Raw genomic sequence first — 11893 nt, forward strand, 5'->3', positions numbered from 1 at the left:
TTCATTTTCCTAAACAAAAATTACTAAACATTTCATCTAAAATCTCATCTCTTTCAAAATCTTTAGTAAATTTAGAAAGTTCACCTATTGCCAAATTTAATTCAAATGCAAAAAGCTCTAAAGAACTTTCTTGTAAAAGATCTTTTGCTCTTGATATAGCCTCGCTTGCAATTTTACAAGAATTAATTAACTCTAAAGAACTTACCATGGTATCTTCAGCATCAAAAGAATCGAGATATTTTTCTAATTCTTCTTTAAGCAAATTAATATCATTTTGAGCACTAAGTTTTATAAAATCAATCTTCTGACTATTTTCAAAAACCTCACACAAGTCAGTTTTGTTTAAAATCCAAAATACTTTTTTATCACTATTTTGCAATAAATTATAAATTTCTAAATCTTCTTTATCTTCTTTCCTAGAAGAATCAAAAACAGCTAAAATAATATCCGCATCTTTTAAACTTTTTTTGCTTAATTCCACGCCTATTTGTTCTATTTCATCTTTACTTTCCCTAATACCTGCTGTATCGATAATACGAAGCAAATAAGAACCTAATTTAAAATTTTCTTCTATAGTATCGCGAGTTGTTCCCGCTATATCTGAAACTATGGCTCTTTTATAAGAAAGTAAAGCATTTAAAAGAGAAGATTTTCCAACATTTGGCTTACCTACTATAGCTATTTTAAAACCTTCTATAAGTCCTTTTTTACTTTGAGAAATTGTATAAATTTCTCTTAAAATTTTAGCATTATCTTGACACATAAGATTAATTTGCTCCAACAAATTAGGTGGCAAATCATCATCAGCATAGTCAATACTTGTTTCCACAAAAGCCAAAGTTTTAACCAAATCAGTGCGAATTTTTTCTAAAAGTTCTCCTAAATCACCTCGCATATTTCTTGCGATAACTTTAGCTGCAAGAGCAGACTTTGAAACGATTAAATCTTGTATATTTAAAGCCTTTAAAGGAGTCATTTTTCCATTTAAACACGCTCTTTTGCTGAATTCTCCAGCTTGAGCCAATCTAGCTCCTAAATTTACAAGTTCATCAAGCAAAATTTCACTCACGCTAAAACCACCATGAGTTTGAAATTCTACTATATCTTCACCTGTAAAGCTAAAAGGGGCTTTAAAATATATAAGTATAGCCTCATCTAAAAATTCATCTTTGTGATTATAAAGCTTAATAAAAGTAGCATAACGCGGAATCAATTCTTTTCTTTTGCTTATTTTTAATGCAATTTCTAAAGCTCTTTCTCCACTTAATCTTATAATGGAAATCGAACCTATTCCGTGTGCTGTTGCAATTGCTACTATAGTATCATTCATCTTTTTTCAAAAAATCATTTATAACTATAAATCTTTGATCATTATTTTGCTTAATACCTACATATTTATGCGGAAATTCACTTCTTAGTCTCTCTAGGGCAATTTTAATCAAAACACCATCCAATGGCTTTGTTTGACCGCTTCCATAAATTTTAATTTTTTCAACAACACTTTGAAGATAACCTTGCATACCTTGAATTTGATCCTCTAAAAAATGAGATATTTCAAGACGCACTAAAAGATTATATCTTGAATTAATCCAGCTATGCAAAAGATAAGAAATAGCTTTATAACGATGAGCTTCTTTTCCGATAAGCAAAGCTGCATCTTCACCATCTAAATGGATAAAAATGCTTTCTTCATTATACATTTTTAATTCTTTTAAAGAAATATTAAAACAAGTAGAATTAAGTAATTTTTCAAGTTGAATTTTAATTTCATCTAAAATATTTTGTATATTTCTAGTATCTTTGCTTTCACGATGAAAACTATCAAAAATCTTGTCTTCTTTTACAATATAACTTTCTTTAGGTTTTGTATTTTCTATTTTAGCATTTTTAATATTCTCTTTTTTTTCTTCCGCTTTTTCACAAAATTTTTTTTCTCGAATTTTATTCGTTTGAGAATTATTTTTTGGATGTTTTTTAAATTGTTTTTTCTTACTTTCAACCTCAATAATAATATTTTTACGACCAAAGCCTAAAAAACCTTTTTTAGGAAGTTGCACAATAGTATATTCTAGATCAACAACTGAACAATCTAGACTTTTAGAAGCTTCAATCAATGCTTCTTCAAGATCTTTAGCTTCGACTCTCATTTTTTTTGCACTCCATTTTACTTTTTATGATGCTCTTTAGCAAAAATTTTATTGATAATTAGTTGCTGGATAAAAGAACAAAGGTTGTTAACAAACCAATAAAGAGTAAGTCCTGCAGGGAAAGTTACAAAAAAGAAAGTAAATATCACAGGTAAAAATTTCATAATCTTAGCCTGCATAGGATCTTGAATTGTCATCGGCGTAACGAGTTGTTGTACAAACATTGTCGCTCCCATTAAAATCGGAAGAACAAAATAAGGATCCATAACTGATAAATCATGTATCCAAAATATCCAAGGCGCAGCTTTTAATTCAATAGCATTTAATAATACGCGATAAATTGCAAAGAAAATCGGAATTTGTAAAAGGATAGGCAAACATCCACTCATAGGATTTGCGCCGTGTTTTTTATAAAGTTCCATCATATGAATATTCATTTTTTGAGGATCGCCCTTATAGCGTTCTCTTAGCTCTTTCATTTTTGGAGCCAAATCTTTTAATTTATTCATAGAAATCATAGATTTGTAAGTTAAAGGGAATAAAATAAGACGGATAATTAATACCATTACAACTATAGACCAACCCCAATTCCCTATGTGGTTATGCAAGAAATTTAAAAATACAAACATTGGTTTTGCAATAAAGGTAAACCAACCATATTCAACCACAGCCTCAAGACGAGGATCTATACTTTCTAATATAGCATGCTCTTTAGAACCTATATAACCGCCTGCTTCAAATTTATTATCACTAGAAGCAAAAACTAAAGGATTTTCATGAGTATCTTTTCCTATGGTCACGCTTAAAGGTTTTTCAAAATTATAAAAAAATGTAGCATAATACCTATCAAACGCTGATATCATCCAAATATTTTGCATATTCTCTTCTTTATCCACTTTTCCATCTTCAAAAGTATGGATAGTTTCTTTATCATTCATAGCCAATGCCCCATGCACTGTATAAGTATCAACCGCTACATCAGGGCGAGAACCTGGGCTTATAAAATAATGACTGTTTTTATTAAGACTAACTTCGATTTTATAATTTCCTAAAGGATAAAAAGTGATATTTTTTTCAACAATCAAACCAGAGGAAAGTTTCTGAGTAAGTTTTATAGCTTTGCTACCATTTTCATCTACAAAAAGCTCTTTAAGATCTGAACTATAAGGCGTTTTAAAAGCCTCAGCATTAATAGCTTCATCACCAAAACGCATCTCTAAAGGATAAGGAAAGCTATTTTTAGGAACTAAATTAATAAATTCACCATTTTCATTTTGATATTTTTTATCTTTAAGATAAAAACTTGAAATTCTACCCAAAGCATCAATTTTAGCCTCAAAATGATCGCTTTTAACATCAGCTATAATCTGATTTTGTAAAGCATTCTCTTGAATTTCTACAGGTTGAGCGTTATGCTTTGGTGCATTAAATTGTGAATTGGTTTCAACTTTTGTGATATTTTGATTTAATTTAGGAGGATTTTTTGGTATAAAAAAATAATCATACACAATAAAAAATAAAAAAGAAAGTACTACAGCTAAAAGCACACGTTTTTGCTGAAAAAAATTATTTGTATTATTCACTAGCTTATCCTTTTAAATATAATTTTGACAAAATAAAAAGTTTTATCATTATAGGGTATGTAAAAATAGCAAAGTTTTTTTTGCGATAAAAAAATCGGCTTAAAGCAAAAATTGTAAGAAGTTATTTTTTTTGTGATTTTTGGATAATCAAATCCACCTTTAAAAAAAGGATTACATTTTAAAATTCTCACAAAGGTGAGATAAAAAGCTGAAAAAAAATCTTTTTTTTGAAACTGCCAATAGGCGTATTCCGAACAAGAAGGATGAAATCTACATACAGAAGGCTTAAGTGGGCTTAAAAATTTTTGATAAAATAACAACAATTTTAAACATGCTATTTTAAACATTGTAGCTTTTTCAAACCCCATTTTAAGCTTCTCTCTAATTTAGAAAAAGAAAATTGAGTGATTTCACTTTTTGCGACAAAAATATACTTTCCATTATAAATTTCTGTTTCGATTTGAGAAAATAAAGCTCTTAAAATACGCTTGGAACGATTTCTAATCACTGCTTTTCCAACTTTTTTACTTGCAACAACTGCCACTTTTTGCTCATTGCATTTGAGATAAAAAATAATAATACCATCGCAATACCATTTTTTTCCCAATTTATATACAGCTGAAAATTCTTCATTTTTGCTGATTTTTTCAAAAAATTTCACACAGCGAGTCTTTTTCTACCTTTAGCACGTCTTGCATTGATTACCTTGCGACCATTCTTGCTTTTCATTCTTACGCGAAAACCATGAGTGCGTTTTCTTGGAGTACCATGTGGTTGATAAGTTCTTTTCATTGTTAAAATTTCCTTAATTTTATTTTTGAAAATAAAGAATAAAAGTAAATTATACCTCAATCTTACTTATAAATTGCTTTTATAAATAAGATTAATTTTTTTTTGCTAAATTTTTAAAAATAATTCAATATTTTTAAATTTATGATTAAAAATTAATGTTTAAGTTTGTATTCAATGATAAGAAGTTTATACTATTTAAAAGCTATGGGATATAATTTTACAGATAAACCTAGTCATATTCAACCAAAAATAAAAAATTTTGAAAATTTAAGATCAAATATACAAAAATGCAATCTATGTCATTTTTCAAAATTCCGTCGTTTTACTTTAATGGAAAATCAATTAAAACCGGTTAATTTAATGATCTTAGATACCTTTGGACAAAAGATTGAAAATGAAAATGGTTATATCTTAGAATCAAAAAAAGGTAAAACATTACAAAGTTACATTTATAATATCTTAGGGCTTAAAAAAGAGCAATTTTATTTTTCATATCTTTTGAAATGTTTTTCTAATGGAAAATTTGATGATTTTTCGCTACAATCTTGCTTACCATTTTTTTGGAATGAGGTAGAACTGCTTCAACCCAAATTCGTTCTTTGTTTAGGAGAATATGCTTTCAATAGCTTAGGATTTTCTGATTTTAACGCCCTAAGAGGAGAAATTTTCACCCATAAAAATTTCTTTTTTATGGCAAGTTTTAATCTTGAATTTATAGAAAAAAATCCAAGTTATAAAAAAGACTTTATGGAAGATCTAAAAAAAATTAAAGGATTTTTATGAAAAAAATATTATTGATCTTGGGATTATGTTTTTGCTTTCTTGCAGCTAGAGAGCAACGATTAGTAGATATACCACCTTCTGAAAATTTTTATCCCAATCTAAGCACTCAAGAATGCGGGATAAATTGCCTTTTTGATCTTTTAGAATCCAGACTTTATCTTAGTTTTTTAAGCGAATTTAGCGATCAAAAAGATCAATTTTTATCCAACGTTTATGCAAAACTTTTAAATTCTATTACAGATTTTGATCAGGCTGTGCAAAAAATTACAGCAGTAAAACTAGCTATTATTATTCCAGAAAAAACGATTAAAAGCTATTCTAGCACCATTGTAAATTCTAGCATTGCTTATCTTTTAAGACAAAGAGCAGATATTAAAGTTAAAGTATTTTTAATAGGCACAGAAGATGAAAACAAAATACGCCAAACCTTTGACCAAATAGAAACCCAAGGCTATCAATATATTATTGCAGCTTTTACTTTAAAGGGCGCTTCTGCCCTTAAAGACTATTCTAAAAATATGAAAATATTTATCCCAACTCTTCATAAAAATTTTGCCCCAAATTTAAATCAAAATATAATTTTTGGTAGTATAGATTATGATGCTCAAATTATGGCTCTTTTGCAAAAAGCTAACTCAGATATAGCAATTTTTGGAGATAATTCCATATTATCAGATAACTTAAATACGCGTATATTACTCGATAGTAAAAATCAAAACGCAAGAATTTATAAAGTTGATGGAGAAAAGCTTGATTTTTATAAATTACTAAGATCTCAAGGAAGTCTCAATCAAGCTTCTATTTTTTTCAATACACCTTTAGTAAAAACAGCGCTTACAAGTTCTCAATTACGCGTTTATAATATATATCCTTATGTATTATTATCTACCCAGATTAATTACAATCCTGCATTTTTGAATCTTACTCAAGAAGCTGATAGAAAAAATTTTATTATTGCAAATTCCATTAACAATCATGACGATAATTTATCTTATTTAAATGAAATTTTCAACCAAAATATAGATTATAATTGGGTAGCTTACGCAACAGGCATAGGAGTTGATTATTTTTATACCAATTTCTTAAACCAAGAAAGTAAAAGTATTTTTGATGAAAAAATTGAAGGCTCGCAGGTTTTATATAAAGTCCATCTGATGCAAAGTGTTAAATCAAATTTTGAAGAATTAAAATAATTCTTCAAAAAGCTTTTTGATTTCTGGCTCCATTCTGGCAGGTTTTTCTTTTTTAATATAAGCAAGAGTCCCAATAAGTTTAAAAATCTTGTCTTGATCCTTATAAATTTCTTGCAAAATTTCCACAGAAGCGTTTTTAATTTCTAAAATTTTTGTTTCAACTTCGATCATATCTCCAAGCTTAGCGGGTTTTATAAAATTACAATTTGCTTTTATAAGCAAAAAATGCCCATTAATAGCATCAAATATCAAAGCTTTTTTAGAAAATAAAACTTCACTTCTAGCTCTTTCGCAAAATTTTAAATAATTACTATGATAGACCACTCCACCAGCATCTGTATCTTCATAATAAACTCTTATTTTCATTCTAATCCTTTTTTTATATCTAAGTTTTTATTTTACCAAGAAAGATAAAAAGTAAAAAATTTTAATCAAATTTTACACCTTCTCTTTGAGAATAAATAAATCTTATGCTTAAATGATTTACCTACCTTTGATTTATTCTTCATTGATACTTTTCTCCTTCATATTTCTCATCGCTTCTTACAAAAAAATTACCATTTATAAAATAATGTAAAGAAGATCCAACTCCGACACCTTTGTAGCTTATACTTGTAAATCCTCTTCTTTCATTTCCAAATAAACCATAATTTGTTTGACTAAACATAAATCTAGTATAATTTTTGCCCTTGCAAAACATAATAAGCACTCATACCCATATAAGGTTTTACTTTTTTATAATTTTCTTCTCCCATATATTCTTTAAGTTTATCTTCATAATAAGCAAATTCAAGTTTATCTTTGAAACCAAAATTAGCTTTGCCTTTATATCTATAATCACTACGATAATATTTACAACCACTAGAAAGAAAAGATTTGAGGAAATAATTTATCAATAGCTTCAGAATCTTCTCCTGATTTTAATTGCCCCACTTTAGTTCTAAATTTATCATTGTCTCCTAATTCACTTCTTTTCTTCTCTATTTCTAATATCTCTTCTCTTACTTTTCTATCAAAAACATAAAATCTACCATAATTTTTTGAAAGAATTTCTAATTCTTTTTCTTCTTTGCTTTTTATTAAAGCGCAAGAGTTTAAAAATACTAAAGCTAAAATTACTAAAATGATTTTCATTTATAGTCCTTGGTTTTTAAGAATATAATAAGTTGCATAAATTTTTATGGTTCTTGATTGTATTTTTATAAATAATCAGAGCGCTTTTTTTATATCTCTTTTTAGATATTTTCGCTTTTTTCTAAAACTGCAAAATACTCCATTTCAAGTGTTTCTAACTCTTCTTGCGCCTTTTGCAATTCCTCATAAAGTTTATTAATACCTATATTTTGATAAACACTAGGATTTGACAAATCTTTATTCAATTGCTCAATTTTTTTTTCAATGATTTCTATTTTTTCTGGATGATTATTTAAAATTTCATTTTCTTTATAGCTTAATTTTTGGTTTTTTTTCTCTTTTTGATTGCTGTTTGAAATTGATTCAAGACTTAAGGTGAAATTATCAAATTCGTGTAATTCTTTTTCATTTTCAAGATATTCTGTATAAAGAGTGTGTAAAATATTGATCGAAGAATTTCCCTCAAAAGCGTAAATTTTATTTGCAATCTTATCAACAAAATATCTATCATGAGATACAAATAAAATCGCCCCTTCAAAATTTAACAAATACTCTTCTAAAATATTAATCGTTGAGATATCTAAATCATTAGTTGGCTCATCAAGTACTAAAATATCATAAGTTTGAGTAAAAAGTAAAGCCAAAGCTACTCGATTTTTCTCTCCTCCACTTAATACAGAAACATTTTTATCTAAAAATTCTTTAGGAAATAAAAAATTTTTCAAATACCCATAAACGTGCATATTTTTATCTCTTACTTGAACCCTATCTCCACCATTGGGGCAAAAAATCTCAAGTAAAGTTTTATCTGAATTTACCAAATCTCTAGCTTGATCAAAATACCCTATCTTAATTTCCCCTCTTTTAATCTCTCCATCATCTTGCTTAATTTGCCCTAAAAGCATTTTTAAAAAAGTAGATTTTCCACAACCATTTTTTCCCACTATGGCTATACGCTCTCCTTGTAAAATACGAGCCGAAAAATCTCTAAAAAGTATTTTATCTTCTATGCTTTTACTTACCTTTTTAATCTCAAATAACATTTTTTTTCGATTCATTACTTTATCAGTATTAAAATTAAGCGTAGATCTTGAAATTTCAAGTCTTAAGCGTTTTATAGCTCCTGGATTTTTTTTAGCTTCCTCTCGCATTTTTAGAATGCGCTCTTTTCTTCCCTCATTTCTTTTTAGCCTTGCTTTAACACCACGCCTTAACCATTCTTCTTCACTTTTTAATTGCTTCAATAAGGTCTCATGGCTCTTAGTAAGACTTTCTAAAATTTGTGCCTTTCTTTCAAGATAATTTGCATATCCTCCTTTAAAAACACTTAATTTTCCATTTTCAATTTCTACACACTTATCAGCAATAGCATCAATAAAATAACGATCATGTGAAATAAAAATAACACACATTTTAGATTCTTTTAGCAAATCCTCTAAAAAACTCGTCATATAAACATCTAAATGATTTGTTGGTTCATCGAGCAATAAAATATCAGGATTTTTTAATATAAGTATACAAAGCCCTACCCTACGTATTTCACCACCACTTAATGTACACACTAAACGATCAATGTATTTTAATAAATCAAATTCTTTTAAAACACGATTTATCTTAGCTTCTATGTTCCAAGCATCTTTGCTTTCTATTAAAGCCATAATCAAATCCATTTGTTTTAAATATTCTTTATTTTCTGGATTTTTTTCTAATTTTAAATAGAGTTTTTTATACTCTTCTAAAGCGGTATAAATTTCTGAAAGCTCCTGTTTAATAGCATCTCCAACACTTAAATTTGCATGAAAATTTACATTTTGAGAAAGCATTGCGATACTTTTTCCATTTTGTCTTATAACGCGACCACTATCTAAATTTAAAACACCAAAAAGCACCTTTAAAAAAGTGGATTTTCCTTCTCCATTTTTACCAATAATCGCTATTTTTTCACCATCATTAGCACTAAAATTCGCTTCATTTAAAACAATTTTTTCATCAAATCTTTTATTTGCATCAATTAAGTCAATAAGCGCCATTATAATATTTCCTAGAAAAATAAATCAAATATTGAAAATAATAAATTAGAGCCAAATCTCTTTAGCTTGGGCATTAATCTTGTATTTTTTTAACTCTTTAATAATTTCATCTATAAATTCTTTATTGCCAGTATCTAAAAAAATTTCCGGACTACCGCTAGATTTTAATAAAAAATACTTCACATCAAAAGATTTTAAAGTTTGCTTTAAACAAAACACTGAATAGATATCATTTTTGTCTATAATAAGTTGATAATATTTACTTTTTTCTTTTAAATCACTAGTATCAACATCAATATAAAGATTAAATTGCTCTGCCGCAGGAGTGAAATTTTTACTTGGCCATTTAGCGAGTTCTTCTTGCCAAGTAAAATTCTTATTATTATTTTGTTTGTTATCTTTTTCTATATTTGCATTATGAACAATTTCAGGAATAAAATTTGAATTTGCTTTAAATTTATAAATTAATATCAAAACCACTATAAGCAAACTAAGAAACAATACGCTTAAAATGCTTATAGTTAGATATTTTTTTATCATTAAGCCAATTGATCTCTTATGATATCACCTAAGGTGATTTTATCATTATCATTTATCTCATTTAAAACTTCGCGTTCTTTTATTTTGACTAAATTTTTAACACTTAAACGAATTCTATTTCTCTTTTCATCCATGAAAACAATAGCTGCTTCAATTTCATCATCTATTTTTAAATTTTCTAAAGTCGAAATACTAATATCTTCTTTATGAATAAGTGCATCAACATTTTGACTAAGTTCTACAAAAATGCCAAAATCTTTAATATCGCGAATTTTTCCTTTAACAATATCTCCAACTTTATGATTTTTGGAATATTCTTGAACAGGAGACTCACAAAGTTCTTTCATACTAAGAGAAATTTTTTGATTTTCTGTGTCTATTTTGATAATTTTTACTTTAATTTTATCACCGACTTTAAATTTATCTTTACATTTCTCGGTTCTTGACCAAGAAGCATCTTCATTGTGCAATAAGCCCTCAATCATACCAAGATTTACAAATGCCCCAAAAGCAGTTATTAAAGTAACTTCACCTTCCAAAATATCCGATAATTTATATTTTTTCAAAAATTCATCAAAAGGTTTTAAAAGTAAATTTCTTAACGAAACTCTTAAACGTCTTTCTTCAGAATTGATCTCGATAACCTCTACATCAATTTCTTGTCCTTTGCTTATATAATCTTTTGGATTTTTAATATTCTTATCCCAAGAAATTTCACTGATATGCAAAAACCCTTCGATATCATTACCCAAATCTACAAAAGCTCCATAAGGTTCTATATTCGAAACGACAACTTTAATCGTATCACCCACCTCAAGACTATCTTTTATTTCGCTCCAAGGATCAGGCAAGGCTGCTTTAATGGATAAAGAAAGGTGTTTACGTTCTTTATTATAACTTATAACTTTAACTGGAACTTTATCGCCCTCTTTGTAAAAAAGACTTGGATTTACTGGGCCCTTATAAGAAATTTCACTATAGTGAACCAATCCATCAATTCCACCTACATCAACAAACATACCATAGGTGGTGATTTTTTTAACTAAACCCTCAATCACTCCTTGTTCTTGAACGATATTACTGATCAACTCTTTGCGTTTTTTTCTTTCATCGTCTAAAGTTTTCTTTCTAGAAACAATGATGCTTTGTTCTTCATGATCGATTTTAATAATCTTCACTTTAAAGGTTTTACCTAAAACGTTATTACTCTCTTTAAAACCATATTGAGATTTAGGTAAAAAGAATTCAATATCATTGTCATCAATAACGATAAGCCCTCCTTTGTTTTTCCCAACAACTTTAACGTTAAATATATTTTCAGAATCTTCTTCTTTATAATTTTTAATAAATTCAATCGCTTTTTCTTTTCTTAAAGCTTTTTTATGAGATAATAAAGATCTTCCCCCATAATAACCCACTACAGCAACTTTAATCTTATCTCCAGTTTTAAACAATAATTGTCCATCGTTATTTTGAATTTCAGCAAGTGGCAAAATTCCTTCAGATTTTCTACCTATATCAACATAAACTTCATCATTCTTGATCTCTACGATCACTCCCTCCGCCATCGCCTCTTCTTTTGATCTATCAAAAGCATCTAAAAGTTGCCCAAAATCTTCTTCCTCAAGAAAATCATCTAAACCACTTTGAACTTTATTGTTCGCCTCAATCATCACTGTCCTTTAAAATAA

At 27.9% G+C, this 11893-nt stretch carries 15 protein-coding genes; 2 read left to right on the plus strand and 13 right to left on the minus strand.

The genetic code is table 11. The annotated features are described in order from the left end of the window. Window position 1: 1 nt before the first annotated feature. The 6 genes from mnmE to rpmH are packed head-to-tail and all read right to left on the minus strand — an operon-like array spanning window position 2 to window position 4522. Window positions 2–1330 carry a tRNA uridine-5-carboxymethylaminomethyl(34) synthesis GTPase MnmE gene (mnmE, locus tag H2277_RS02020; RefSeq protein ID WP_337200737.1) on the minus strand — a complete coding sequence of 443 codons (1329 nt, stop codon included), beginning with the start codon at window positions 1328–1330 and terminating at the stop codon, window positions 2–4. Next, window positions 1323–2147 (minus strand): Jag N-terminal domain-containing protein, encoded by an 825-nt coding sequence (locus tag H2277_RS02025; RefSeq protein WP_337200738.1) that lies wholly within the window; start codon window positions 2145–2147, stop codon window positions 1323–1325. The genes mnmE and H2277_RS02025 overlap by 8 nt, the downstream gene beginning before the upstream one ends. A gap of 17 nt (window positions 2148–2164) precedes the next feature. Further along, window positions 2165–3730 carry a membrane protein insertase YidC gene (yidC, locus tag H2277_RS02030; RefSeq protein WP_337200739.1) on the minus strand — a complete coding sequence of 522 codons (1566 nt, stop codon included), beginning with the start codon at window positions 3728–3730 and terminating at the stop codon, window positions 2165–2167. Beyond that, window positions 3730–4077 carry a membrane protein insertion efficiency factor YidD gene (gene yidD / locus H2277_RS02035; protein ID WP_337200813.1) on the minus strand — a complete coding sequence of 116 codons (348 nt, stop codon included), beginning with the start codon at window positions 4075–4077 and terminating at the stop codon, window positions 3730–3732. Before yidD ends, yidC begins: the two co-directional genes overlap by 1 nt. Next, window positions 4065–4391 carry a ribonuclease P protein component gene (gene rnpA / locus H2277_RS02040; protein ID WP_337200740.1) on the minus strand — a complete coding sequence of 109 codons (327 nt, stop codon included), beginning with the start codon at window positions 4389–4391 and terminating at the stop codon, window positions 4065–4067. The genes yidD and rnpA overlap by 13 nt, the downstream gene beginning before the upstream one ends. Then, window positions 4388–4522 carry a 50S ribosomal protein L34 gene (rpmH, locus tag H2277_RS02045; RefSeq protein ID WP_087723277.1) on the minus strand — a complete coding sequence of 45 codons (135 nt, stop codon included), beginning with the start codon at window positions 4520–4522 and terminating at the stop codon, window positions 4388–4390. Before rpmH ends, rnpA begins: the two co-directional genes overlap by 4 nt. A 174-nt stretch (window positions 4523–4696) precedes the next feature. Between rpmH and H2277_RS02050 the strand changes: the two genes are divergently transcribed. Beyond that, window positions 4697–5305 (plus strand): uracil-DNA glycosylase family protein, encoded by a 609-nt coding sequence (locus H2277_RS02050; protein WP_337200741.1) that lies wholly within the window; start codon window positions 4697–4699, stop codon window positions 5303–5305. Next, window positions 5302–6498: a hypothetical protein gene (locus tag H2277_RS02055; protein WP_337200742.1), complete on the plus strand. Its 1197-nt coding sequence runs from the start codon at window positions 5302–5304 to the stop codon at window positions 6496–6498. Before H2277_RS02050 ends, H2277_RS02055 begins: the two co-directional genes overlap by 4 nt. Here the strand turns inward: H2277_RS02055 and H2277_RS02060 are convergent. From H2277_RS02060 to H2277_RS02090, 7 genes are all read right to left on the minus strand, one after another. Then, entirely contained in the window at window positions 6490–6864 is a 375-nt protein-coding gene (locus H2277_RS02060) for a YbgC/FadM family acyl-CoA thioesterase (protein ID WP_337200743.1), read from the minus strand. The two genes, H2277_RS02055 and H2277_RS02060, sit on opposite strands and share 9 nt — an antisense overlap. 139 nt (window positions 6865–7003) lie before the next feature. Continuing rightward, window positions 7004–7165, minus strand: a complete 162-nt coding sequence (locus H2277_RS02065; RefSeq protein ID WP_337200744.1) for a hypothetical protein — start codon at window positions 7163–7165, stop codon at window positions 7004–7006. A 4-nt stretch (window positions 7166–7169) separates the two neighbouring features. Next, complete coding sequence (locus H2277_RS02070) at window positions 7170–7394, minus strand: hypothetical protein (protein WP_337200745.1); 225 nt, start codon at window positions 7392–7394, stop codon at window positions 7170–7172. After that, window positions 7360–7632: a hypothetical protein gene (locus H2277_RS02075; protein WP_337200746.1), complete on the minus strand. Its 273-nt coding sequence runs from the start codon at window positions 7630–7632 to the stop codon at window positions 7360–7362. Before H2277_RS02075 ends, H2277_RS02070 begins: the two co-directional genes overlap by 35 nt. Window positions 7633–7733: 101 nt before the next feature. Further along, window positions 7734–9662, minus strand: a complete 1929-nt coding sequence (abc-f, locus tag H2277_RS02080) for a ribosomal protection-like ABC-F family protein (RefSeq protein ID WP_337200747.1) — start codon at window positions 9660–9662, stop codon at window positions 7734–7736. Window positions 9663–9707: 45 nt separating this feature from the next. Next, a complete protein-coding gene (locus tag H2277_RS02085; RefSeq protein ID WP_337200748.1) occupies window positions 9708–10202 on the minus strand; it encodes a hypothetical protein in 495 nt (164 codons plus the stop codon). Beyond that, the gene (locus H2277_RS02090; RefSeq protein ID WP_337200749.1) at window positions 10202–11875 is read right to left on the minus strand and encodes a 30S ribosomal protein S1; all 1674 of its coding nucleotides are present in this window, start codon (window positions 11873–11875) and stop codon (window positions 10202–10204) included. The genes H2277_RS02085 and H2277_RS02090 overlap by 1 nt, the downstream gene beginning before the upstream one ends. Window positions 11876–11893: the final 18 nt, after the last annotated feature.

Source organism: Campylobacter sp. W0014 (assembly GCF_020135975.1).
In the GTDB taxonomy this organism is placed as follows: Bacteria; Campylobacterota; Campylobacteria; order Campylobacterales; family Campylobacteraceae; genus Campylobacter_D.

Coding starts and splice junctions, on each gene's coding strand:
- H2277_RS02055 (WP_337200742.1), top strand. CDS start 5,302: ATGAAAAAAATATTATTGATCTTGGGATTATGTTTTTGCTTTCTTGCA.
- H2277_RS02060 (WP_337200743.1), bottom strand. CDS start 6,864: ATGAAAATAAGAGTTTATTATGAAGATACAGATGCTGGTGGAGTGGTC.
- H2277_RS02065 (WP_337200744.1), bottom strand. CDS start 7,165: ATGTTTAGTCAAACAAATTATGGTTTATTTGGAAATGAAAGAAGAGGA.
- H2277_RS02025 (WP_337200738.1), bottom strand. CDS start 2,147: ATGAGAGTCGAAGCTAAAGATCTTGAAGAAGCATTGATTGAAGCTTCT.
- H2277_RS02085 (WP_337200748.1), bottom strand. CDS start 10,202: ATGATAAAAAAATATCTAACTATAAGCATTTTAAGCGTATTGTTTCTT.
- abc-f (WP_337200747.1), bottom strand. CDS start 9,662: ATGGCGCTTATTGACTTAATTGATGCAAATAAAAGATTTGATGAAAAA.
- mnmE (WP_337200737.1), bottom strand. CDS start 1,330: ATGAATGATACTATAGTAGCAATTGCAACAGCACACGGAATAGGTTCG.
- rpmH (WP_087723277.1), bottom strand. CDS start 4,522: ATGAAAAGAACTTATCAACCACATGGTACTCCAAGAAAACGCACTCAT.
- H2277_RS02075 (WP_337200746.1), bottom strand. CDS start 7,632: ATGAAAATCATTTTAGTAATTTTAGCTTTAGTATTTTTAAACTCTTGC.
- yidD (WP_337200813.1), bottom strand. CDS start 4,077: ATGTTTAAAATAGCATGTTTAAAATTGTTGTTATTTTATCAAAAATTT.
- H2277_RS02050 (WP_337200741.1), top strand. CDS start 4,697: ATGATAAGAAGTTTATACTATTTAAAAGCTATGGGATATAATTTTACA.
- H2277_RS02090 (WP_337200749.1), bottom strand. CDS start 11,875: ATGATTGAGGCGAACAATAAAGTTCAAAGTGGTTTAGATGATTTTCTT.